Annotated in this window: 20 protein-coding genes and 1 riboswitch; of the genes, 2 read left to right on the plus strand and 18 right to left on the minus strand. The window is 50.0% G+C overall.

Annotation, left to right across the window (positions count from 1 at the left end; translation table 11 throughout):
• Positions 1-10: 10 nt before the first annotated feature.
• The 16 genes from AC50YO_RS17270 to AC50YO_RS17345 form a co-directional block, all read right to left on the minus strand.
• A complete protein-coding gene (locus AC50YO_RS17270) occupies positions 11-283 on the minus strand; it encodes a hypothetical protein (protein ID WP_494849043.1) in 273 nt (90 codons plus the stop codon).
• Positions 283-591 carry a hypothetical protein gene (locus AC50YO_RS17275; protein ID WP_494849045.1) on the minus strand — a complete coding sequence of 103 codons (309 nt, stop codon included), beginning with the start codon at positions 589-591 and terminating at the stop codon, positions 283-285. Before AC50YO_RS17275 ends, AC50YO_RS17270 begins: the two co-directional genes overlap by 1 nt.
• Positions 588-926, minus strand: coding sequence for an alpha-helical endospore appendage domain-containing protein (locus AC50YO_RS17280; protein WP_494849046.1), 339 nt, complete (start codon positions 924-926; stop codon positions 588-590). The genes AC50YO_RS17275 and AC50YO_RS17280 overlap by 4 nt, the downstream gene beginning before the upstream one ends.
• Before the next feature lie 24 nt (positions 927-950).
• The gene (locus AC50YO_RS17285; RefSeq protein WP_494849048.1) at positions 951-1,238 is read right to left on the minus strand and encodes a nucleoside-diphosphate sugar epimerase; all 288 of its coding nucleotides are present in this window, start codon (positions 1,236-1,238) and stop codon (positions 951-953) included.
• Positions 1,239-1,321: 83 nt separating this feature from the next.
• Positions 1,322-2,683, minus strand: a complete 1,362-nt coding sequence (locus tag AC50YO_RS17290; RefSeq protein ID WP_494849049.1) for a glycosyltransferase family 2 protein — start codon at positions 2,681-2,683, stop codon at positions 1,322-1,324.
• A 19-nt stretch (positions 2,684-2,702) separates the two neighbouring features.
• Positions 2,703-3,422, minus strand: coding sequence for a sugar phosphate nucleotidyltransferase (locus AC50YO_RS17295; RefSeq protein ID WP_494849050.1), 720 nt, complete (start codon positions 3,420-3,422; stop codon positions 2,703-2,705).
• A 39-nt stretch (positions 3,423-3,461) separates the two neighbouring features.
• Positions 3,462-4,274, minus strand: coding sequence for a glycosyltransferase family 2 protein (locus tag AC50YO_RS17300; RefSeq protein WP_494849052.1), 813 nt, complete (start codon positions 4,272-4,274; stop codon positions 3,462-3,464).
• A 228-nt stretch (positions 4,275-4,502) separates the two neighbouring features.
• A complete protein-coding gene (locus AC50YO_RS17305) occupies positions 4,503-11,981 on the minus strand; it encodes a WIAG-tail domain (RefSeq protein ID WP_494849054.1) in 7,479 nt (2,492 codons plus the stop codon).
• 829 nt (positions 11,982-12,810) lie between these two features.
• Complete coding sequence (thiD, locus tag AC50YO_RS17310; protein ID WP_494849056.1) at positions 12,811-13,653, minus strand: bifunctional hydroxymethylpyrimidine kinase/phosphomethylpyrimidine kinase; 843 nt, start codon at positions 13,651-13,653, stop codon at positions 12,811-12,813.
• Complete coding sequence (thiO, locus tag AC50YO_RS17315; protein ID WP_494849058.1) at positions 13,650-14,798, minus strand: glycine oxidase ThiO; 1,149 nt, start codon at positions 14,796-14,798, stop codon at positions 13,650-13,652. The genes thiD and thiO overlap by 4 nt, the downstream gene beginning before the upstream one ends.
• Positions 14,795-15,604 carry a thiazole synthase gene (locus AC50YO_RS17320; RefSeq protein ID WP_494849061.1) on the minus strand — a complete coding sequence of 270 codons (810 nt, stop codon included), beginning with the start codon at positions 15,602-15,604 and terminating at the stop codon, positions 14,795-14,797. Before AC50YO_RS17320 ends, thiO begins: the two co-directional genes overlap by 4 nt.
• Positions 15,605-15,611: 7 nt before the next feature.
• Entirely contained in the window at positions 15,612-16,445 is an 834-nt protein-coding gene (gene thiE / locus AC50YO_RS17325) for a thiamine phosphate synthase (RefSeq protein WP_494849062.1), read from the minus strand.
• Positions 16,442-17,554 (minus strand): ThiF family adenylyltransferase, encoded by a 1,113-nt coding sequence (locus AC50YO_RS17330; RefSeq protein WP_494849064.1) that lies wholly within the window; start codon positions 17,552-17,554, stop codon positions 16,442-16,444. Before AC50YO_RS17330 ends, thiE begins: the two co-directional genes overlap by 4 nt.
• A 13-nt stretch (positions 17,555-17,567) precedes the next feature.
• Entirely contained in the window at positions 17,568-19,328 is a 1,761-nt protein-coding gene (thiC, locus tag AC50YO_RS17335) for a phosphomethylpyrimidine synthase ThiC (protein WP_494849066.1), read from the minus strand.
• Between the two features lie 305 nt (positions 19,329-19,633).
• Positions 19,634-19,738: riboswitch (TPP riboswitch) on the minus strand.
• A gap of 55 nt (positions 19,739-19,793) precedes the next feature.
• Positions 19,794-20,945 (minus strand): glycosyltransferase family 4 protein, encoded by a 1,152-nt coding sequence (locus AC50YO_RS17340; protein ID WP_494849068.1) that lies wholly within the window; start codon positions 20,943-20,945, stop codon positions 19,794-19,796.
• A 78-nt stretch (positions 20,946-21,023) separates the two neighbouring features.
• The gene (locus AC50YO_RS17345) at positions 21,024-21,305 is read right to left on the minus strand and encodes a hypothetical protein (protein ID WP_494849070.1); all 282 of its coding nucleotides are present in this window, start codon (positions 21,303-21,305) and stop codon (positions 21,024-21,026) included.
• Positions 21,306-21,511: 206 nt separating this feature from the next.
• Between AC50YO_RS17345 and AC50YO_RS17350 the strand changes: the two genes are divergently transcribed.
• Positions 21,512-22,300, plus strand: coding sequence for a TspO/MBR family protein (locus AC50YO_RS17350; protein WP_494849072.1), 789 nt, complete (start codon positions 21,512-21,514; stop codon positions 22,298-22,300).
• A 109-nt stretch (positions 22,301-22,409) separates the two neighbouring features.
• Positions 22,410-23,201, plus strand: coding sequence for an archaetidylserine decarboxylase (gene asd / locus AC50YO_RS17355; RefSeq protein ID WP_494849075.1), 792 nt, complete (start codon positions 22,410-22,412; stop codon positions 23,199-23,201).
• Between the two features lie 68 nt (positions 23,202-23,269).
• Here asd and AC50YO_RS17360 read toward each other — a convergent pair whose 3' ends face one another.
• Positions 23,270-24,238, minus strand: a complete 969-nt coding sequence (locus tag AC50YO_RS17360) for a hypothetical protein (protein ID WP_494849077.1) — start codon at positions 24,236-24,238, stop codon at positions 23,270-23,272.
• 18 nt (positions 24,239-24,256) lie between these two features.
• Entirely contained in the window at positions 24,257-25,225 is a 969-nt protein-coding gene (locus tag AC50YO_RS17365) for a hypothetical protein (RefSeq protein ID WP_494849079.1), read from the minus strand.
• Positions 25,226-25,256: the final 31 nt, after the last annotated feature.

Below are 25,256 nucleotides of genomic sequence, written 5' to 3' on the forward strand. Positions count from 1 at the left end.
CAAGCAGCGATTAGGGCTGTTGTTCGTAAGCAAGCTGGTGGCCATCTTCAAAGCCTTTGGCGAATCCTGCGTTGTAACCCTCATTATAAGTTTGATTAAAGCCTTCTTGATAGCTTTTGGCTTGAGGGGCTCTCTTCCTTGTGGTAGACTTCCGACGCTGTATAGCGCTTTTCCCTGTCTTTTTTCCTGTTGTTCTTCTGCTGCCTATTCTTCGTCCGTTCCGCGTACGCGGGGTTCGTCTAGCCCGTTTGCGTATAGCTGCTCCCTTTTTTCTCTTCAACACTACCGTCTCTCCTTCATGCCAGATTGACTATTTGCCGTATGAAGACGTGGGTTAAGCCAAGGACTGGTCGGTTGACCAAAGCGAGTCCGACTTTTACCCAAAGCTAAGAGCGACACCGATTCAGCCATTCCTTCCTGTAAGTTCGTCAGTAGGCGGATATTCTCTCCAATGCGTCTAGTCATCATTGGGGTGAAGTCCGATACTGACGCGATACTGTCCAGAATCCGTGCCAGAGCAAGCTGGCTCTTAGCAATCGATGAAATCAACTCCAGCTTCACAGCATGTTCCTCTTTTACAGGGGGCTTCAATCGGAATCACCAAAGCCGTTGCCAAAGTAGCTGTTGCCATTGGTATGATTATTGCCATCACCCGATTCCTTATTTAGAACAGCCTTGAGGATAGACACGATGCCCTGGCTCATTTTATTCACTCCGTCCAGAACATCAATAACTTGATCATGTAATTGAAGGGATTGCTTCAATTGTGTCTGCTCCCCGATGAAGGAAGTCGCAGAAACGTGATTGCATATCCAGTTACGGGCTTTTTCTGCTTCCTCCGCCTTGGCCTCCAATATAATCGCTACATTCCATTGCATATTGGCAGTGGCACCCAGCATTCGCATATAAGCCTGTTCACGGTCCATGCAACTGCCTCCTTCCTATCTGGTTTATTCCTCATCCTCACCATCGAGCTCTCGTATCATGAAAGTTAACTGCTCAGCCAGCGTTTCCTGCAAATCCGCAATACTGTTCAAATAAGAGACGAGGCTCCCCAGCAACGATTGCGTATTATCAAGCAGCCCGTCTGTGCCGCCAAAATTCGGATTTTTATCAGGGATCGACTTCACCACTTCGCTCATTCGAACGGCAACATGACGTTTGGCTTCAACGATTCTTGCCATTTGACTATGCGAATGTGATAAATGCTCCATAATTTCTGTAACGATATGCTGCATTCATGGTCCCTCCCACAGCAACTAGAACAGATGTTACCAGCATATGCGCTGTTTTTGCAGGTGATACTCGCCATGCTCTTGCATTAAAGAGTCTGACGAAGTTTAATTGCAGGAATTATCGGCAGCCCTTCAGGAATAGCCGAAAAGCGCTCGAAGGTCATGACAACATTAGGACGTACATCTAAGCCCCATACTTGAGCCGAGGCGGCAGTAATGATTTTTCGTTTCGTTCCATGCTCCAGATAGTATAAGAAGCCGTCCAAGCCACTCGTTACCTTGCCATTGCCGATCTCTTCGCTTAGATCATTATGAATGCTTTGCCATTTGGCCTGCAATTCTTGCAAAGTCAGCTTCTCACCTATGCCCCATCTTCTTAGGTTCACTTGCGGCAGCCGTGTAACCGGGCCAATCCATTCCCCTTCTATCGGGCGACGGACTCCACCCTCGACCCAATATACCGTAGGGCCGGTACCTCTGACCGCTACATTATCCGGGTAGAAGGCATTCTCGCTATGGGCGGGAACGGCTTCTTCCACCTTCTCTGCTTCCTTTATCTGATGAATCCAGTCGTAGGGGTTATTCCATTTGTTCATATAAAAAACCATATTGCGATTATTTACTTCCTGCAGCTTATCGCCAAGCGCCTTTATGCTCACACTGCCAAAATGATGAATAAATGAATCCCGAGCGATCACAAGCGCATACCCTTGCAATCTCACTCGTACATTGTAATCATCATCCTCGAAGTTCCCAAATTCAAAGCCTTCGTCCAGATAGCCAGTCTTTTCCCACAGTTCTCTGCGGAACAGCAGACAGAACCCGGGGAGTCTATCGGTTCTCTGCCACTTCGAAGGGTCTGATACATTATTTAATCTAGCAAAATCCGGCATGTCGCTTATATCCTCATAAGGCACTTTTATTTGCTGGTCCCCGCTAATATAGTTGGTTACAGGACCTACCATGCCTATCTTAGGATCACTAGATAAGCAGGTCATCATATTCTCCAGCCAATTGTCCGTAACCAGCGTATCATTATTAAGAATGAGCATCGTTGTTCCCTTCGCCATCATCATTCCTCGGTTGACTGCACCGGAAAATCCAAGGTTCTGGGGAAGAATACGATAACGCACCTGTCCTTCAACTTGTTGCAGATAGCTAGCTGTCCCATCTTCAGATGCATTATCTACGACAATAATTTCATAGGGCATCTCCGTATGATCTGCAATACTTTCAATGCAGGCCTTTAAATAATCGACCTGATTGAAGCTTGGTATAATAATGCTGGTTCCTTCGAATAACGAATCATAGGAGCTATAACCTGATTGAACGCCTTCCTTATAGCCAGCCTCAACTCCGGACTGATAACTAGCCTCTCGTGTTCTCACCTGCGAAGAGGCGACTGTTCGGGACTTGAGACGGCGGACACGCCGCGATTGTCGTCTCATAATTAATCTCTCCTATCTCTTACTCTTCCTCCCAAAGCAAGGAGGCTGCCTCACGCAGCGATTCGAATGTGCCTGCATCTGTCCACCAGCCTACCAAATTCTGATAGGTCAATAGCCCGGCATTCGCATATATATTATTAAGATCGGTTATTTCCAGCTCGCCGCGGCTAGAAGGCTTAATTTGCTCTATCAATTGAAATACGTTGGAGTCATACCAATAAATCCCTGTTACACACTGTGACGTCTGAGGATTCTCTGGCTTCTCTTCTATATGGCGGATTGCTCCTGATTCATGAAACAACGGCACACCATAACGACGCGGGTCTTGCACCTGCTTGAGCAGCACCATCGCTCCACCGGGCTGTCGTTCATATTGATCAACGAAGGGAGACAAATCATCCTCGAATAAATTATCTCCTAGAAGCACGATGAATTTCTCGCCATCAGCAATGAAGGAGCGAGATAATTGCAAGGCTTCCGCAATACCTCCGGCCTCTTCTTGAATACGGTAGGTCAGTGACACGCCGAACTCCTTGCCGCTGCCTAAATAAGCAATGAACAAACCAGCAGAATGTCTTCCTGTGACTATCATGATCTGATGGATTCCTGCTTGCTTCAGCTTGTTGATCCCATAATAAATCATAGGGTATTTGCCAACAGGCAGCATATGCTTGTTCATTAGAGAGGTTAAAGGGTTCAATCTCGTACCTGTTCCTCCTGCTAATATCACTGCTTTCACATCATATCCTCCTGGAAACAAAATCAGGCTTTGATAGGCTCATAGGATTAAGGCTCGATTACGGAGCTTATCTTCAAAGCCGCCTCGCCCATCAGTATGCGAGAGAACCCAATGGATGGCTTCCAAATGATCTCCGACAATTAACTTTTCCAGTGGATTGCTTCTCTCCCGCTTGATTCTAGATTTATTCAGCTTGCCTACATTAACAGGATAGACAGCCGCAACCTTCATCCCTTTCAATATAGCTTGGGCATGTGCCAGCGGCGGAACCGCTAAAGACGGGGCACCTATCGCACTCAAGCAGCGGCGGCTTATTGCATGCGGAACAGCTGTAAAGGATACTCCTTTTAAGTCCGGCCTTTTGAGAATGCTGTTCAAGGCGTGCTTGGCTAGAACAACACTATGCACCTCGATTTTATTAACTGGGCCAGAATAATCATTCAATGCGACATCAATCTCTTTTTCTTTCACTGCCTTTATGAAAGGGCGGAGATGCGCAGCTGGAATAACCATATCTCCATCAATAAAGAGCAGTACCTCTCCTCTTGCTGCCAGCGCGCCTATGCTTCTCCCAACATCATGGCCGAGCGGCTCAGAATAGCGGAGCACTCTTGCTCCCATAGACTCCGCTATTCTAGCAGATCCATCTGTTGTACCATTTGCCACGACAATGACTTCCGTATAAGCATGGATTTTCATAGCTTCACGAATGACACGCCTGATTGTGGAACGCTCGTTCATCACCGGAATAATTACGGACACAATCGGTTCAGAATTGGACGCGTGTAAGGAGATACCTTCGGGCGCCGGCGTTCGACTTCGACTGCTCATCCTGTTTTTTACGCGTTTCATCTGTTTATTCACCTCGGTATAGACCTAGTTGTTCATATAAAGCTATCTATTTACATCACATTGTATGTATCGCTTCTGCCAGCGCAACGGCGTATGTACAACTCCCAAGATGTCTGTCCCTCTTACGAATAAAAATAAGCAACTAGAAACGATGGGGCCAGCGTCATTCATCTGGCTGCATACCAAAAATGAACAGCAATAAATGCTGTCCATTCTTGATGTACTTCGTTATTTTCCTATTGCGATCCAATTAATACATCCACTAGGTTCCAAGCTAATGCGCGTTCTAATCAACGTAATGACCGCACTCGATTTCGTTTTCGTTCTTATTACGGCATAGCAAGCAGCTTGATCACAGGTAGCTGTCATAACATAGTTTACATGCTCGAATGGTTCATCTAAGAGAACCGTAACCTCAACTGATTCTTCCATTGGATTGAAACTATAGGGAGTAAGACCGAACTGTTGCTTCGTTACTCCTTGACTAGAAGAAATAACGATAGGATTAAAGGACAGCGCAGACAACCCAATCGGTTCATTCTCAATAGAATTAGCTACTACGACCGAGGCTGGAATTACACCCGGTGCCAATTTATCCAGAGTAATCGCGCCCGTAGCAATATGGTCGGAGGTTACACTTCCGCTTGCCAGTTTCGGTCCCGTCACGCTTCCGCTTGCTAGCTTCGCTTCTGTTACGCTTTCGCTCGCCAGCTTCGACTCCGTCACGCTTCCGCTTGCCAGCTTCGCCACCGTTACGCTTTCGTTCGCTAGCTTCGCTTCCGTTACGCTTCCGCTTGCCAGCTTCGACTCCTTCACGCTTTCGTTCGCCAGCTTCACTTCCGTTACGCTTCCGCTTGCTAGCTTCGACTCCGTCACGCTCTCGCTCGCCAGCTTCGCTTCCGTCACGCTTCCGATCGCCAGCTTCGCTTCCGTCACACTTTCGCTCGCCAGCTTCGCTTCCGTCACGCTTCCGTTCGCCAGCTTCGACTCCGTCACGCTTTCGCTCACCAGCTTTGCTTCCGTCACGCTTCCGATCGCTAGCTTCGCTTCCGTCACGCTTTCGATCGCTAACTTCGCTTCCGTCACGCTTTCGCTCGCCAGCTTTGCTTCCGTTACGCTTTCGTTCGCTAACTTCGCTCCCGTCACGCTCTCACTCGCCAGCTTCGACTCCGTCACGCTTTCGTTCGCCAGCTTCGACTCCGTCACGCTTTCGTTCGCCAGCTTCGACTCCGTCACGCTTTCGCTCGCCAGCTTCGACTCCGTCACGCTTTCGCTCGCCAGCTTCGCTTCCGTCACACTTTCGCTTGCCAGCTTCGCTTCCGTTACGCTGCCGCTTGCCAGCTTCACTTCGGTCACACTTTCGCTCGCCAGCTTCGCTTCCGTCACGCTCTCGCTCGCCAGCTTTGCTTCCGTCACGCTTTCGCTCGCCAGCTTCGCTTCCGTCACGCTTTCACTCGCCAGCTTCGCTTCCGTCACGCTCTCACTCGCCAGCTTCGCTTCCGTGACGCTCTCACTCGCTAGCTTCGCTTCCGTCACGCTCTCGCTCGCCAGCTTTGCTTCCGTCACGCTTTCGTTCGCTAACTTCGCTCCCGTCACGCTCTCACTCGCTAACTTCGCTTCCGTCACGCTTTCGCTCGCTAACTTCGCTCCCGTGACGCTCTCATTCGCCAGCTTCGACTCCGTCACACTTTCGCTCGCTAACTTCGCTTCCGTCACGCTCTCGCTCGCCAGCTTTGCTTCCGTCACGCTTTCGCTCGCCAGCTTCGCTTCCGTCACGCTCTCACTCGCCAGCTTTGCTTCCGTCACGCTTTCGTTCGCTAACTTCGCTCCCGTCACGCTCTCACTCGCTAACTTCGCTTCCGTCACGCTTTCGCTCGCTAGCTTCGCTTCCGTCACGCTTCCGCTTGCCAGCTTCGCTTCGGTCACGCTTTCGCTTGCCAGCTTCGTTTCCATCACGCTTTCGTTCGCCAGCTTCGCTTCCGTCACGCTTCCGATCGCTAGCTTCGTTTCCGTCACGCTCTCGCTTGCCAGCTTCGCTTCCGTCACGCTTCCGCTTGCCAGCTTCGCTTCCGTCACACTCTCACTCGCCAGCTTCGACTCCGTTACGCTTTCGCTCGCTAACTTCGCACCTGTCACGCTCTCACTCGCTAGCTTCGCTTCGGTCACGCTGCCGCTTGCCAGCTTCGCTTCCGTCACGCTTCCGTTCGCCAACTTCGCTTCCGTTACGCTTCCGCTTGCTAACTTCGACTCCGTCACGCTTTCGCTTGCCAGCTTCGCTTCCGTTACGCTTCCGCTTGCCAGCTTCGCTTCCGTTACGCTTCCGCTTGCTAGCTTCGCTTCGGTCACGCTTTCGCTCGCCAGCTTCGCTTCCGTTACGCTTCCGCTCGCCAGCTTCGCTTCCGTCACGCTTTCGCTTGCTAGCTTCGCTTCTGTCACGCTCTCACTCGCCAGCTTCGCTTCCGTCACACTTTCGCTCGCTAACTTCGCTTCCGTCACGCTCTCGCTTGCCAGCTTCGCTCCCGTGACGCTCTCGTTCGCCAGCTTCGCTCCCGTCACGCTCTCGCTTGCTAGCTTCGCTTCCGTCACGCTCTCGCTTGCTAGCTTCGCTTCCGTCACGCTCTCGCTTGCTAACTTCGCTTCCGTCACGCTCTCGCTTGCTAACTTCGCTTCCGTCACACTTTCGCTCGCTAACTTCGCTCCCGTCACGCTCTCACTCGCCAGCTTCGACTCCGTCACGCTTCCGCTTGCCAGCTTCGCTTCCGTCACGCTCTCGCTCGCTAACTTCGCTCCCGTCACGCTCTCACTCGCCAGCTTCGACTCTGTCACGCTTTCGCTCGCCAGCTTCGACTCCGTCACGCTTTCGCTCGCCAGCTTTGCTTCCGTCACGCTCTCGCTCGCCAGCTTCGCTTCGGTCACGCTTTCGCTCGTCAGCTTCGCTTCCGTCACACTTTCGCTCGCCAGCTTCGCTTCCGTCACGCTCTCGCTCGCTAGCTTAGCTTCCGTCACGCTTTCGCTTGCCAGCTTCGCTTCCGTTACACTCTCATTTGCTAACTTCAATTCCGTTATGCTTCCACTTGCCAGCTTCGCTTCTGTCACACTGCCAATCGCCAGCTTCGATTCCGTCACGCTTCTGCTTGCCAGCTTAGCTTCCGTTACACTTCCATTTGCCAGCTTCCATTCCGTTACGCTTCCGTTTGCCAGCTTCGCACCCGTCACACTCTCGCTTGCCAGTTTTGCTTCAGTTACGCTACCACTTGCCAGCTTCGACTCCGTTACGCTTTCGCTCGCCAGCTTTGCTTCCGTCACGCTCTCACTTGCCAGCTTCGCTTCTGTCACACTTTCAATCCCCAGCTTCGCTTCCGTCACACTTTCAATCCCCAGCTTCGCTTCCGTTACGCTTCCGCTTGCCAGCTTACCTTCCGTCACGCTTCCGCTGGCAAGCTTCCCCTCCGTCACGCTCTCGCTTGCTAGCTTCCCTTCCGTCACGCTTTCGCTTGCTAGCTTCCCTTCTGTCACGCTTCCGCTTGCCAATTTTGCTTCCGTTACACTCTCACTTGCCAGCTTCGATTCCGTTACGCTCTCGACTACCAGCTTCGACTCCGTTACGCTTCCGCTTGCCAGCTTGGCTTCCGTTACGCTCTCGCTCGCAAGCTTTCCTTCCGTCACACTTTCACTCGCTAACTTCTCATCCGTCACGCTTCCGCTTGCCAGCTTTGACTCCGTCACGCTTCCGCTTGCCAGTTTCCCTTCCGTTACGCTTCCGCTAGCCAGCTTCCCTTCCGTCACGCTTTCCCTCGCAAGCTTCAACTCCGTCACGCTCTCGCTTGCCAGCTTACCTTCCGTTACGCTTCCGCTTGCCAGCTTCGCTTCCGTTACGCTTTCGCTCGCCAACTTACCTTCCGTTACACTCTCTCTGGCCAGCTTCTCTCCCGTCACGCTTTCGCTCGCCAACTTCGACTCCGTCACGCTTTCGCTCGCTAGCTTCGACTCCGTTACGCTTTCGCTTGCCAGCTTACCTTCCGTTACGCTTCCGCTCGCCAGCTTCGACTCCGTCACGCTTTCGCTTGCCAGCTTCGCTTTAGTCACGCTTTTGCTCGCTAGCTTCGCTTCAGTCACACTTCCGTTTGCCAGCTTCGCTTCCGTCACACTTTCGCTTGCCAGCTTCGCTTTAGTCACACTTTCGCTTGCCAGCTTTGCTTCTGTCACGCTTTCGATCGCCAGCTTCGACTCTGTCACGCTTCCGTTCGCCAGCTTTCCCTCTGTCACACTTTCGCTTGCCAGCTTCATCTCTGTTACACTTCCGCTCGCCAGCTTCGCTTCCGTCACGCTTTCGCTTACCAGCTTCGCTTCCGTCACGCTTTCGCTCGCCAGCTTCGACTCCGTTACGCTTTCGCTCGCCAGCTTCGCTTCCGTCACGCTTTCGCTCGCCAGCTTCTCTCCTGTCACACTCTCGCTTGCCAGCTTCGACTCCGTTACGCTTTCGCTTGCCAGCTTCTCTCCTGTCACACTCTCGCTTGCCAGCTTCTCTTCCGTCACACTACCGCTTGCCAGCTTAGCTTCCGTTACGCTTCCACTCGCCAGCTTCGACTCCGTCACGATTTCGCTTGCCAGCTTCTCTCCTGTCACACTCTCGCTTGCCAGCTTCTCTTCCGTCACACTACCGCTTGCCAGCTTAGCTTCCGTTACGCTTCCGCTTGCCAGCTTAGCTTCCGTCACGCTTTCGCTTGCCAAATGTGGTGCGTGTACTGCATTCTCCATAATATGAATGCCATTTACACTAGCCGCTTCCAGCCTATCTAGGGAAAGCACCTCACCAGCCAGATGAGCAAGCATTATCGCTCCCTTACGGATATGATAACCTTGAATGGTTTCGGCTTTTAAATGCTTCCCGCCAATCGTCTCTAGCTGAATATGTTCTCCAGCTACGACGTCAGCCGCAAGCTTAGAAGCTGTAACAGCCCTCTCTTGAATCACATGCTCGGATACGCTGCCTGCTGTTAAGTGCGACTCTAGCACACTATTTTCCTGTAATTGCTCGGATCCTATAGAAGACAGCGCCAGTTTACTGCTACTGATTGAGCTGTCAGCCAAATGAACGCTGTTAATTGCTCCATGCTTAATATTGGCATGACCTACTGATTCATCTTTAAGCTGATTCTCCCCGACGCTGGCTGCTGCCAGCTTAAAGGACGTTATTGACTCATCAGCAATATGATTCTCATGAACGCTTGAATCTCCAATGTGTATGCCTAACACCGCACCATTGGCCAAATGCCGACTCTGAACAGCCTCATGTCCAAAGTGATTTGACTCTACCGCACCATGAGCAAGCTTGGAAGAATTAACGGCGCCATCCGCCAAGGCATTCCGAACAATTGCACCTTTTCTGATATGTTCCGAACCAATAATATCAGTATTTAAGTGATCAGCAGAAATTGCCCCGGAATCAATATGCATGCCTTGTATCGTATCTGGCTTAATATGCTGTGAATCAATAGCTGCTGCAGCGATGGTTCGCCCAACCACACTATTATCAGCCAGCTTAGCAGTCGTAACGCTCAAATCCATTATCTTATCTGTTGTCACTGCTTCAGGAGACAGCTTCAACGAGCTAACTACATGGTCCGCAAGATGATGTGAAAAAACAACACCCGGAGCAAGGTATCGTTCTGTTACCGCTCCATAAGCAAGCTTGGCACTAGTTATCGAGCCATCCTGTATAATCTGCGTACCAACCGCGTTATCCGCAAGATGTTCCTCTGCCACGATACCATTCTGTAGATGAGCACTGGATATTGCTTCAGGCGTTATAGCTTTTTCGGTGACTGCTCCTGCAGAGAAGTGATACGATCTTAATGCTTCTGGAGCAATTTTATGGAACGTAATGGCTTCATCTGACAAATGCTTCGTATCGACAGATTCAAAAGCAATCTTAGCGGACGTGACCGCGGCATCTGCCAGCTTGCTTTCCTTTACTGAAAGGTCTGCCAATTGCAAAGAGCCAACGGCCGCATCTTGTATATGTGTCTGCTTAATCGAGAGATCCGCCAGCTTCGCCTCATTTACGACGCCATCTGCCAAATGCTCAGTCATCACTGTTTCTTTCTGAAGCTGCCGTCCAGCTATTGAATGATCGGCTACATGACGATGCCTGATTTCACCATCTGCCACCTTGTCTGCCGTAATACTGGCACGGCTAAGATGGCGGTTGTGAACCGCTTCGTCTGCCAACTTCACCGAAGTAACACTTTGTTCAGCCAGCTTCGATACCGTTACGCTTGAATCAGACAGTTTGATCGTCGTAATTGATTGATCGAGCAGCTTAGAAGATGTAACCGACTGATCAGTAAGATGGTTGTTTTCGATTTGTCTGCTTCCGATATGAATGCCTTGTACCGCTGAAGCTTGTAAATGATTAGATGCTACCGCACCATTTGCCAGCCGCTCGGCGTTAACTGCCCCCTGTTGAAGCTCTCGTGTTCCCACTGCGCCATCGACCAGATGCTCGGGTTTTATTTCTTTTAGGTTCAAATGCTTTCCAAGAACTACTCCCTCAGCTACATGCTCAGATAAGATCAGCCCTGGCTTCAAATGAATAGATCCTACCGACTCAGCTGCGATTTTATCGCTGATTACCGCCCCATCCCGCAATTTGGAACTTGTTACAGAAGCTTCACCCAGCTTAGAACTATTAATGGATTCATTCGCAATATTCTCGGCTCGGACTGCACCGCTTTTTATTTTCTCGGAAGTAATTGTTTGATTCTCAATCAGTCTTTCCGTAATTAGAAATTGCTTCAAATGCTTCGTTTCAATCGAGCCCTCCGCAATTTTATCCGAACTGATTGTACGATCAGCCAGTTTCTCAGAGGTAATGCTATTGTCTGCAAGCTTACTCGAGACAATAGAATAATCCAATATTTTACCGCCTGTAATGGAATTGTTTGTTAAGTGATCACCGTTGATTGACTCCGGACGTATTTTCGCCCCTGTTATCGCACCGTTGACGATATGAATGCTGTCTACTGCGTAGTCAGCAATGGAAGAGGATATAACACTTCCCTCACGCAGCTTATCGCTGTCGATTGCTCCTGCTGCAATCTTTTCCTCCGTTACGGCACCATCAACGATATCATCTGTATAAATAAATGGCAGCGGTTCATACGAATCCTGCTTTTCAATAAACTTTTCCAGCTTTTGATCATAGCTCGGCTTCAAAGCAAGTTGGGCTTCGGTTCCGGTTTCGACTTCGGTTCGGGCTCCGATTTCGGTTTCGGTTTCGGTTTCGGTTTCGGTTTCGGTTTCGACTTCTACTTCGGCTTCGGCCTCGGCTCCGATTCCTGTTCCGGTTCCGGCTTCGGATTCGACTTCGGTTTCGGCTTCGGGTTCGGTTTCGGCTTCGCTTTCTAAATCATCGTTAACTTCAGCTTCAACCTCAACTTCAAGATCGAAATCAAGATCAAGATCATCGAAAATCTCTACCCCGTCCTCATCCACAGGAACAACGGGGAAAGTTGATGCGCTTATTATTACTTTCTTTTCTTCTTCTACTTTAGGTTGAAATGACGGCTTCGGTCCGCTCAGCTTGACGGTAGCTTTTTTCCTGTTCAGTTCATCCAACCATTTTAATTCGGAGGCATTGGGATTATCGACATAAAAAAGCGGCTTTCGTCCTTTCAAGCCCTTTGATTTCTTGTTATTTGCCATAGTCCTCTCCTTCTTCAACCTGAACTATCTTACGTAATATATGCGTCTACCTATAGGCACGCTACTACTCAGAACCCGTTTCTACGCCTATAAACGCAAAAAAAGCCTCAGCTTGCTGTACTGGATTGGACAAAATATTCATTTTGAAGGATCTAAAGTTTCAGCTTCTATTTATGCATTAAGGCTAGATCTTCTTCTATCTATTTGAGCTTCCGTCCGTTATCTTGCCTCTCACTTGCTAGGTCGACCAACAACGATAAGGAGTATCGCCGTCCGTTTCCCGTTCAATTGAGACATTCCGCTTGGTCGTGTTGATGGTATTGTTTTTTGTTATGGTGTGCTATGGCGTGCTCTGTTGTTCCGTTCCTTCTCTTGCTCTTTACTTTTTGCCTTTATTTTTGCTCTTTCATCCGTTCCTCTGCTAGCTAGTGAGGAATCTAAGATCGGGTTAGCCGCTATGAAGCAAGATCACATAGGTGTGAGGGAAAGCTTCCTATATTCACGGAGATTGGTGGAGGAGACTGAAAGGATGAGGTAAACCTCATACCTCAGGAAGCTAGGTTCTCGAGCAATGAGGCTAGCCTCATTGCATGCTTTGCCTAGAGTTAAACAGCTTGATTCGATGAGGATAGCCTCACAGATAAGTGAGACTACCGTTGCGCTCGCAGTTGGGAAGTCGTAAGTTGAGTAAAATACTGCAGAAGCTGAGAATTATCAGCTTAACTCACTCCTTTATTGAACACAAAAAAACAGGATAGAGCAGACTTAAACCTGCTCCATCCTGTTTTTCAGCACTAGTTGATAGTTTCTAGCTTCTTCTTATGCGCTGCTATCCTCCATTTCCTTCTTCCCGGTGAGCCGCATGCCACAATGATCCAATCCCGCTTCCTAACGGTATCGCAGCAGCGATGGCGCTGCTCACATATCGTTTGGCAGCTATTGCGGCATCGGCCGCAGAATATCCGCGAGCTATAAATGCAGCAAGAGCAGATGCCGTTGTGCAGCCTGTTCCGTGCGTATGGATCGTATCTATTCTCGATTCTCGAAGAATAAGCGGCTCTTCGAGGTCGCCACCAATTAGCATATCTACGGACTCGGCCCTGTCGTGACCTTGTAGATGGCCTCCCTTCAGCAGCACGAACTGTGAACCGAAGCAGAGCAGCTCACGCGCAGCTTCCTGCATATCCTGGAGCGTCATAAGCTGCTGCTCCCTCCAACCAAGCAGCCCGCATGCTTCCGGGACATTCGGTGTAATGATCATCGCTTGAGGAAATAGCAGCTTCTGCATAGCAAGTGCAGCTTCTGTCTGTGACAGCTCCGTCCCATCCTTTGCGCTCATCACTGGATCAACTACAACCCTAACAATAGAATAGTCACTAAGCTTCTGAGCTACTTTCTCTACCGTTGTTGCCTCTTGCAGCATCCCTGTTTTAATCGCATCTACTCCAATATCGGACAATACGGATTGAAGCTGCGCATCCACTGCTTCAACAGGAAGCTTATATACCGCTTGTATGCCCAAGCTGTTCTGAGCGGTGATTGCTGTAATGACACTCATCCCGAATACATCCAGCTCCTGGAATGTCTTCAAATCAGCCTGAATTCCTGCCCCGCCGCCTGAATCGGAGCCCGCTACCGTCAGTACCCTCGGACGACGCCCCTGCCTGCTCATCGTCGTACTCCCTTTGCAAACCCCGCACTGAATCGTTCAGGCGCAAAGGGGGCGAGCGGCAGAATAGACGGCTTATCCTCTAATAAATCCACTGCCAGCTTCGCTGTGACTGGGCTAAGCAGAATTCCATTACGATAATGACCCGTTGCCATAACAATATAAGGCATATGGGGCACTGAGCCGATCAAGGGCAAGCCATCGGTAGTTGCCGGACGAAGCCCTGCCCACCGCTGCTCTGGCACTCTGCTGCTCAGGAATGGCAGCATCCGCTCCGTGCTCTTAATCAATCGGGCAATGCCGCGCTCGGTCACACTGGTATCATAGCCTGCGACATCCTCAGAGGCTCCGCAAACAAGGCTTCCATTATTTTTTCCGACCCAATAGGCTTGACTCGAGAAAACCATATGGTTCAACTGAGGAGCTGCATTCCTATAGGAGCATATTTGTCCACGAATGGGATGCACAGGGATATGCAGGCCAACCAGCCGCTCAAAAGCTCCACTCCATGCCCCTGCACAAATGATGAGTTGATCCGCATAAAGAGGCTCCGCCGCAAGCTTGGTCTCTACATGGATGACGCCGCCTGCTCCAGCAGCTGTTACTCCAATCAGCTCTCCTGCTTCCGCGATCATTCGTACCCCTAGCTTTCGGCATGCCAGCTCCAAAGCCTCAACAAGCTTCGGCGCATAAATATGGCTCTCTACCGGGGACATAATAGCCGCAACAGCCGTCGATGCCAGCTCAGGCTCCAGCTCCCTCAATGCCTTTCCCTCAACAAGCTCAGCCTTTGCTCCCCATTCATTCTGCCATAGCATGCGAGAGTGAAGCGGCAATAGATCTGCTTCGTGCAGCACAATGCCGAGGCTGCCGCTTCGTACAAGCTCCGCGTCTATGCCGGAGCATTCCTTCACCTCTTCTGCCCAGTTCTTGAAAAGCTGCAAGCTCGCATGGCTCAATCGAAAAAAAGCATCCGGCTGCTCCGTATTTTCTGAGAAAGGAGCCAGCATTCCAGCTGCCGCCCCAGATGCTTGCCCCCCAAAGGTTCCCAGCTCAACAAGCGTTACCTGCATCCCTCTGCGTGCGGCTTCGAACGCACAGGAGAGTCCAATAATTCCACCCCCAAGCACGATAACCGATTGCATCATTCGTATAAGCCTCCGACGCTAGAGAATAGCGAGCCTGCCCAATCACTGCTTGCCGATGCATAAGGCTTCTTCGGTATCCGTCCTGCATGCCATGCCAATCTTCCTGCTTCGATGGCTAAACGGAATGCCTGTGCCATGGCAATCGGATTTTTGGCCTTGGCTACTGGCGTATTAGCTAATACGCCCGAAGCTCCCAGCTCCATTGCTTGGGCAGCGTCTGCCGCTGAGCCAATACCAGCATCCACGATGATCGGTACGCTCGCCTCTTCTACAATCAGACCCATATTATAAGGATTAAGAATGCCCAGCCCTGTACCAATTGGCGAGCCTCCAGGCATAACAGCAGCTGCTCCAGCCTCCTCTAGTCTTTTGCACAATATAGGATCATCCGAAGTATAAGGAAGGACAACGTAACCTTCCTTCACAAGAAGCTCAGTCGCACGAAGCGTTTCCACCGGATCAGGCAAGAGCGTCCTTTCATTGCCGCTGATCTCTACTTTGATCCAATTGCCAAGCCCTGCTCCGCGTGCAAGACGAGCAATGCGCACCGCTTCCTCCGCCGTTCGGGCACCTGAGGTGTTCGGCAAATAAATCTGCTCTCTATCCCCCAAATGCTGAAGCACCGAATCGTCCTCCACACTATCAAGATTAACTCTGCGAACGGCGAACGTGATCACCTCTGAGCCTGATGCAGCAAGCGCCTGTTGAAGAACGGCCGGACTTGGGAATCGACCAGTACCAATAAAAAAACGGGAATGCAATTTTTTGCCGCCTATCATTAATGGATCATTCATGCCTATGCTCATGCGCCATTCATCCTCCCCCTACGAAATGGACGAACTCGATCGCCGCATCCTCCCGCAGCGTTGTGCTTGCCCATCTCGAACGATCCACGATCTCTCCATCTAATTCAATGACGAGCCGCTTCTTCTCTTGACCAAGCTCCATCACGAGCTCCTCCACCGTACCTGCAGCTGTCAGCCTCACTCTGCCATTAAGCATAATTGGACGGGATACTTTGTGCATACGTGCCAAAAAGGCCCGACAGCTGGCTGCCGGATCATCGCTGCCGACAATAGCGGATACCGCGCATATCCGCTTCGCTCCTGCCGTGAGCACCTCTCCAACATTGTCCAGCGTAATGCCGCCTATAGCGACGAATGGAATCGTTATTTCCTGTACCACTTCAGCTATATAACTAGTCGTAACCGCGGTACGCCCTGGTTTCGTGCCAGTTGGATAGACAGGTCCTACTCCAATATAATCAGCGCCTGAGGCAGCCGCATGTCTCGCTTGTTCGATATGATGTGTCGATATGCCAATGATTCGATTTGGCCCTAGTAATTGCCTTGCCTCTTCAATGGACATATCGTCTTGCCCAAGATGAACACCGTCTGCCTGAACCTCCAGCGCAATATCCACATAGTCATTAATAATAAGCGGTACATTATAGCGCTTCGTCAGCTCGCGCAGCGCGTAGGCCTGCTCTACTATCTGTTTTTTATCAGCCGTTTTGTTCCTCAGCTGAACGATTTGGGCACCGCCAAGCAATGCCTGCTCCATTACTTCCAACATCGGTCTGCCGGGATGATAATTGTCCCCTGTAATCACATACAGCGATATCGCATCCCAATTCAACCTGCTCATACTTTATGCTCCTCCCTCTGCCTGCTGCTCGCATACTGCTTGCATAACTGGACGGCCACCCGCAAGTCTCCTGTCCCTTGCACCAGAACACGACCGTCGGGGAATAGAACCAATCTTAATCCTTCCGGAAGCTCAGCACGCAGCAAATATGGATTAGCCGTTACCTTGCAGCCCATTGCTCCGAGCTCCTCCTGCAAGCTGGATAATTCCAGCGCTTCTGGCATAGTCACCTGTACCATATCACGGCCGCATAACAAAGCAGGAATATACTCAGGATCCTGTTCATAATCATGCTCCTGCTTAAGCTTCTCGGAGTGAGCGGCTTCCTCTCTTCCAATAGGATGAGCGCTGCTCCCGCTTCCACAATAAGCGCATTCCGGCCGACAGACGGGCAGCCTTGATTCCTTGAGCCGGAACGACCACAGATCCATCGTAATCCAGGTGCTGCGAACGCTGCTGCGATTTCCCGTCAGCCATTTCAGCGCTTCTACCGCTTGCAGGGAAGCGATAAATTCCACAGCAGGTGAGATGACACCGAGCGTATCACAGGTGTCTCCCTCCTGCTCCTCCTCCATGCCTCCGATCAAGCAGCGAAGACAGGCTGTACGACCAGGCACGAGCGTCGCTGTCATTCCTTGTGCGCCTGCAATGCCGCCATATACAAAAGGAATGCTGCCTCTGTAGCATAGGTCGCTCAGCAGTAATCTAGTAGCAGTATTATCTGTACCATCGAGCACTAGATCAGCGCCAGCAAGCAAGGACGGAGCCGTCTTCTGATTCACCTCAAGTACGTAAGGCTTCACCTGCACCTCACTATTAATTCTCCGAAGCTTATTAGCGGCCGCGACAGCTTTGGGCATAGCCTCCAACGCATCCGCTTCATCGAAGAGCACCTGCCGCTGCAAATTGCTCGGCTCTACGAAATCACGGTCCGCTAGTCGCACCTCTCCTATCCCCGCGCGGACCATATGCTGTGCAAGAGAAGCGCCGAGCGCACCAGTCCCGACAATGACGACGCAAGCTTCCCCGAGCTTGCGCTGCCCTTCGTAGCGAATTGGAGCGAACCGAATTTGCCTGGAGTATCGCTCATTCAGTCGATCCTTAGTCATGATTGGCCCTTCCTCAAGCATAGATAGAGCTTCCGGCTGCTTTGAAGGCATCCGCTTTTTCCTTCATCCCTGCTTCAATCGCTTCCGTCGTTTCCAGCCCATTCTGCGCTGCATACTCACGAATATCCTGCGTAATCCTCATACTGCAAAATTTGGGTCCGCACATGGAGCAGAAGTGGGCTGACTTCGCGGCATCTGCCGGAAGAGTCTCATCGTGATAAGACATCGCTCTCTCCGGATCAAGCGACAGATGGAATTGATCGCGCCAGCGGAATTCAAATCTTGCCTTGGATAAAGCATCATCGCGCTGGCGGGCACGAGGGTGGCCCTTAGCCAAATCAGCCGCATGCGCGGCAATTTTGTAGGTGATTACGCCTTCCTTGACATCCTCTTTGTTTGGCAAGCCAAGATGCTCTTTAGGCGTTACATAGCATAGCATCGCTGTTCCGAACCAGCCTATCATAGCCGCACCGATTGCGGAGGTAATATGGTCATAGCCAGGAGCAATATCAGTCGTTAGAGGACCAAGCGTATAAAAGGGCGCTTCGTCGCATACTTCAAGCTGGCGATCCATATTTTCTTTGATCAAATGCATCGGGACATGACCTGGCCCCTCAATCATGACCTGCACATCATGCTTCCAAGCAATCTTCGTCAGTTCACCCAGCGTATCCAGCTCCGCGAACTGAGCAGCATCATTCGCATCAGCAATTGAACCCGGACGCAGTCCGTCTCCAAGGGAGAAAGAGACGTCATACGCCTTCATAATTTCACAGATTTCTTCAAAATGCGTATACAGAAAGTTTTCCCTATGATGCGCCAGGCACCATGCCGCCATGATCGACCCGCCGCGAGAGACGATTCCTGTTACACGCTTTGCAGTCAGCGGTATATACCTCAGCAGCACGCCTGCATGGATTGTGAAGTAATCAACACCTTGCTCTGCCTGTTCAATCAGCGTATCCCGGAATACTTCCCAGCTCAAATCCTCGGCTTTCCCATTAACCTTTTCCAAAGCCTGATAAATAGGCACCGTACCGACGGGAACCGGTGAATTGCGAACGATCCATTCGCGCGTAGTATGTATGTTTTTCCCCGTCGACAAATCCATAATGGTATCCGCGCCCCAGCGCGTTGCCCAAGTCATCTTCTCAACTTCTTCCTCGATGGAGGAAGCGACAGCCGAATTGCCGATATTCGCATTGATCTTCACATGGAAATGACGGCCGATAATCATCGGCTCGCTCTCCGAATGGTTAATATTCGCTGGAATAATCGCACGTCCCGCAGCCACCTCTGAGCGAATGAATTCAGGCTCCATTCCTTCACGAATCGCGATATATTCCATCTCTGGCGTCACAATACCTTGACGGGCATAATGCAGTTGAGTAACATTCGCACCCAGCTTGGCGCGCAGCGGACGCTGGGTAATGGGGAATAGCTCTGCACCCTTATCTATAACCTTCTCCTCTGTCGAGAAGCCATTATCCTCCGGGCGTGCTGTACGCCCATCATACACCTCGACATCGCCCCGCTCCTCAATCCAATTCTTGCGCAGCAGCGGCAAGCCTTCTCTTATATTCGTTTGAAAGTTGGTATCGGTATAAAGGCCGCTCGCATCATAGACCCGGATTGGCTCATTTGGCTGAACCTCGCCGTTACGCCCTGTACTTGCCTCAAGGGCAATTTCTCTCATTGGCACTTGAATATCTTCTCTGGAGCCGCTTACGTATACTTTCCGGCTTCCCGGCAATGGCGTCGTTAATATTGGCATAAAAAAAACCTCCCCATGGAATATGAAAATCCCACTAGGAGGTATGCTTGCATTCATAAAAGTGATTCGCCTTCTTCTGAAATACAGCAGCTTAGCCTACATTGCCAGATTGATACCGGCGTTGTCGTCCTGCTAAGGCACAACGTCGTTCGTTATCACAAGGCAAATGGGACCTTATCGCTTCTTCGTATTTCTCCGGCAGCGGCAATAAACAAATAGACCGCTCCGGCGAAGGGGCGGTTGAAGTGTGCGGACCATGCAAACGGACCATTCCTAACGTCTAGGAATGAGTAACGCTCACAGTAAGGGGCACAATTCCACTTTCCTACGCTGGCATAACCCAGATCAGGTTCAAAGGGACCAAAGCAGATGCTTTATCTCAGCCCATAAAGGCGCCCCTAGTGGATTTCCTGGTTCGACTATACCCTCTAGCAAAGCGCCTTGTCAATTAAATTTTTCCAACTGTCAACGCTCCCGAAGCAGCTCCAGCCACCTCGCAGCCGTATGCTCCCAGGTAAACATAGCCTCGACTCTGGCACGGCTTTCGCGTCCCATAGCGTCCCTTAGCGACTCGTCCCTTAGCAGAATATCGAGCTTCTCGGCAAGCTCAGAGGCCAATTGCTGCTGGTCGATCAAATAGCCCGTAACCCCGTCCCGGATAATCTCTTTCATCCCGCCTGCACGGGTTGCAATGACTGGCATTCCGGTTGCCATTGCCTCTACATTCACAAGCCCGAACGCTTCTCTCTGTCCTGAAGGCACAACGGCAATGTCAGCAGCAGAGAACCAATCTGGCACTTCCGTGTAGGGAACATAAGGAACGAACAATACGTTGCTCTTACATTGATTGCCCAACCTAATTAGCTTACGGGAATAAGCGGTTGAGCGATGTGAGCCATAATAGGGACTGCCCACAACGACTACCAGCAAGTCTGGGTAGTTCTTAGCCAGCCTCGGCATGATCCGCAGTAAATGATGTACGCCTTTGAGCGGAATCAACCGTCCGATGAAGATAACTACTTTGCGTCCACTCACCCATTTACGTTCCCGGATCGCCTCTCTCAGCAAGCTGCCGCTCAATGTAAAGCGCGAAGGAAATCTCTCAATATCGACCCCGGGATAGACGACACGCAGCTTGTCAGCAATCTCCGGCACTTTTCGTGCTACCGTTCGTAACAAGAACTCACTATTTACAATAATTTTATCCGCTGCTCTCAGACTGCGCCGCAGCTTGTCGAAGGAGATATACGAGGGAGCTATAAACGTCGATGAATGGAGATTAAGCCATATTTTCGCAGATGGGCAGCTTCGTTTCAGAGTTAGAACGTATTGCGGACGGTTCTCCACTTGAATGTATTGTGGATCAAATCGACGAATGGCACGCGCTACAGCTGCGACATAGGCTGATTTGCTTCTCGCATCATAACGCTCGCATACCACATTGTTGATCAAGCCCGTCCGAGACAAATGACGTACTGCTCTTCCGTAAATACGAGGCTCGATATGCGGTTGCAGAAGCGGTACGAATTTTTCTACGACTCTCTCGACAGAGCTGCTTCTAGAGGACGGTATAGGGAATGATCCCGGCGTAACGAACGCTACTTTCGTTGGTGCCACTTCGCGCGTATGCCTCCTACTCTTTTTGCAGTTAGCATACGTTGCAACATACAGACTTGCCACATAGGCAGGACTAGCCTACTTCCATAAAGACAAGCCAACCCTCGACAACGTATAAATGGATAAGTAGGCACTGCCCGCAAGAAAGAAAGGATTAAGCAAAAAAGCATGAATTTCCGTCATGAACACCGTCCCATCCGCAAGAACCCGCAGTGTAGTAGCGGCGATAATCACGATGACCACAAATAGCGATATAGCCGCTGCGCCATCGAACAGCTTCAATGCAAATGGGCTTTTATAGCCAATCCATCCAACTAGAATAGAACCAACTGCCAGTACCAAACCAATCATCAGCATCATTGCTAAGCTTCACCTCACTTATCTTTACTTATCGGTCATTATCGGTCTAATCACCCTTCCTTAAACCAATTACGCATGCTTCGAATCGTTGGCTTAATTTACAGCAGCGTTTAATACAATGAAGACATGGGGAATACATATTTAAACAACACGTATTCCTACTCCGTGTTGTTTTTTTACCTAATTCAAAAAAAGAGGTGTCGGCGATGAACCAACTTTATCGTATTTTGAATGCCCTAGGGCTCGTTCTTGTTCTTATCGTTAATGGATTAGCACAATGGCTTCCTCTGGGAGGCAAAACAACGGGGGAGCTCTCCGCACAATATCCTGTGCTTATCATGCCTGCTGGATACGCTTTCTCCATCTGGAGCATAATCTATATTTTATTAATCGGATTTATTTTCTACTCCTTTACTAAAGCAGGACAAACAAGCTCCAAGATCAATGCGATTGGACCCTTCTTCTTCATCAGCTGCCTGCTGAATGCCCTCTGGCTTGTTGCCTGGCATAATGAGCGAATCTACATCAGCGTATTTATTATGCTTGCCCTCTTGATCTCCATCCTCACCATCTACATTCGCACCAGAGCAACACACACAGGGACTTGGACAGCTTTGCCTCGCGAACGCTGGCTCGTACAGCTGCCTTTCAGCCTCTATCTAGGTTGGATTAGTGTGGCAACTATTGTGAATATCGCTTCTGCCCTCTATGCAGCGAACTGGGATGGATGGGGATTAACCGATATCACCTGGACCATTATTATGCTCACCGTTGCTTTCTTGCTCGCTGGTATTGTTGGCTGGCGCTATAAAGATCCCGCTTATGTGGCTGTATTCATCTGGGCATTTACTGCAATCGCAATCGAGCAGCAGGCGCACCTAACGATCTATTATGCTGGACTGATCTACGCCATTATTCTTCTTCTGTTCATAGTTCTATTGGTCGTTCGTAAGCGAACGGAAGGCAATTCTTATAAACCGACCTTCTCCTCCTAATGGACTAATCGCTAAGTCGCTGTTTTCTATTGATTTGTAGACCATGTTGTGTCACACTGTTCGGAGATACTTTGACATCTGATGCAGGAAAGGACGTGACGGTACGAGCATGATAGATCGGTTACTTCGTGCCATGACGGAATTAAGCTCACGCAAATGGATCTCCAGATTAACTGGGCGCTTCGCGCAATCGAGAATGAGCCGCTTGTTCATCCCAAGGTTTGCCCGCATGTACGGGATAAAGGTTGAAGAAGCGGAGAAGGCCTTGCATGAATATAGTACATTGAATGAATTTTTCACTCGCCGTTTGAAGCCAGGGACAAGAGCCATCCACACGGATCAAGACGCTCTGATTAGTCCAGTCGATGCCTTGATTACGGGAGCAGGACCCATTGAATCTGGTATGCTCTTCAATGTGAAGGGGCAGGACTACACGATTGAGGAGCTGCTTAATCGCTCTCCGCGAATCGCCAATTACCGTGATGGCTATTACATCGTGCTCTATCTGAGTCCGACCGATTACCATCGTATACATACCCCGGTAGAAGGCCGGATCGTTGAACGCGAGCATGTGCTTGGGAAGGTATATCCCGTCAATGACTTTGGGCTTCGGCGAATGCGCCGTGTGCTAAGCCGCAATGAACGGCTAATTACCTATATTCAGCATGCGCAAGGAGAGATTGCCGTTATTAAGGTTGGAGCCATGAATGTCAGCAGCATTCGCTATGCTGAGCCCATCCGTGATACTTCCAATAAAGGCGATGAGCTGGCTTATTTTGAATTCGGTTCAACTGTCGTTCTCTTGATGGAGGATGACACCTTCTCTGCCCGCAGTGATCTGGGGCCCGGTCTAAAAGTTAAGGTAGGCGAGAGACTCGGTACATTAGTAGAACAAAAATAGTTGGATGGACAACAAACAGGCGCCGGTACGCAACCGGCGCCTGTTTGTTATTCCAATATCGCATACTGCTATCTCAGCGCAATATCATGAAACCGATTATTCATCGTTTCACGCATTAATAATTTACAAGCCTGAATTGCCTCTTCCTCCATCTGCTTCGCTTCTTGGAATAGCGCAATCAGTTCGCTGACAGAATGCTTCTTGAAAGTATCCCTATTCGCAACTATCGCAGCTATCTGCTCAAAATTCTGTGCGACCTGAGCATAGTAATAAGCTGCCGGAGCCACCTGCGGCCATAGCCGTTCCAACGTACTGGCATACAGCTCAATATCTTTTTTGGCCGCTGCATAACAACGGCTAATCTCCTGTAAGCCTTCCATCTCATAATCCTCGCTATACAGAGCCGCTATAATAGCATCGTAAGCTGATCTGCCGCATGCATATTGCTGTTCAGGCAGCATAAGATCATGCGTCTCCCATTTATAAATAGCTTGAATAAGAGATTCTTTGTATACCTCCGACTCATCCAGCACGATACGATCCTCGAAGCACTGATAATACCAATACGGGGACTGATTGCGTCCAAAATCAGCATAGTGCAGCGTTCGATGCTTCTCAGACAAACCATCTGCCAAATACAGCACTCCTTGCTTGTCATCATAGCCAGTTACAATGACAAAGCCATCCTTCCAGATCAATACCCCTGTTTCGCGATCAATAGATTGCTTAATTTCGGCAATGGCCTGTTTTTGATATAGAGGAAAGGTAGGATCAAAGGTATACCCTGCACATTGAGAGGCCGTAATGCCAATGAAATCTGCCGCTAGAAAATGCTCAACCATCCAGTTGTAGGCGGTCGGAGATTCCGACAGCAGCCGACGATGGACGGAGAACCGGAAACTGCTTACCGTCATGCCGGCAAGCATGGGCTTGGAACAAGAGACCCAGCCTCTATGGGATAATATGCCATGCATCGCATCCGTATAGGACTCGGAAGCAATGGACATGTGCAAGCCTTCCAATACTACAGCATTCAATTCGGTCTCCTCCTCTCCTTATCGTGGGGAATGAGAGCCCCATCTGGGAACCGTGGAGCGCTTGGGGTCAGGATAACGAGCCGAGAGGAGCTGGAACTGCCCAATAGCCTGATCCTCCAGTTCCTCTGCCGTTCTCAGTCCTTCAATAATTCTGCTTAGCTGATTCTGATCAATTCTTCTAGCTCCCTTTGTCTCTATGATATAGCTGCATACATCTCCGATAATCTGTACAAGCTGCTCATAAAGGACATACGCATTATCCAATTCCTTCCAAATCCCCTGTGCTTCTTGCAAGTAATCTCTAATCTCGAGCCGAGAATACTGATAGGAATCTAATATATAAACAGCACCATTTTGATCATAATTCCCCTTTTGCAAACCTCGAATAAGAAAAGAATAAGCTAATTTTCCTGAAGCGATATCTTTATTCGGCAATGTTTTGTAAGGCGTCTCCCAGTCATCTATCGCTAGACGAAGAGATTCCAGAATCATGGTCTCCCTTGCAATCTCGACTGTCTCTCCGAAGACCTGTACATACCAGAAGGTCGTTGAATTAATGCCCAAATTATCATATAGCACGACCTGCCCTTCATCTGACCAGCCGTCTTGTACATAAAACACCTGATCCTCGTCGTCATATCCATGAATAACACCGAACTCCGGCAGCCAGCAGATGACTCCAATTCCGCGATCCAGGCTTTGTTTAATCCAATGCACCGCATCTTGCTGATAGTAACGGAAGCTAGGATGCCTCGTTCGTCCTCCGTCTATTACGGTCCAAAGTCCAAGGTTGTTAACGGCCGGCTTGTGTTCATCCCCCCATTGTCCATACGCAGTGACCGACATTGGCAAAAGCCGTTCATGGACAGTCCATTTAAAAGCCATCCCCGTCAGTCCAGAGAGTCGATATTTAGGGCCGACAAATAGATTTGCTGCAATTAATACGGCATATAAGCTATCAATAAAAGACTTCGATTCTCGCTTCATAACCAGTTTGTGCAAATAAACGCCAGCTATG

The organism is Paenibacillus sp. J22P59, assembly GCF_059383895.1.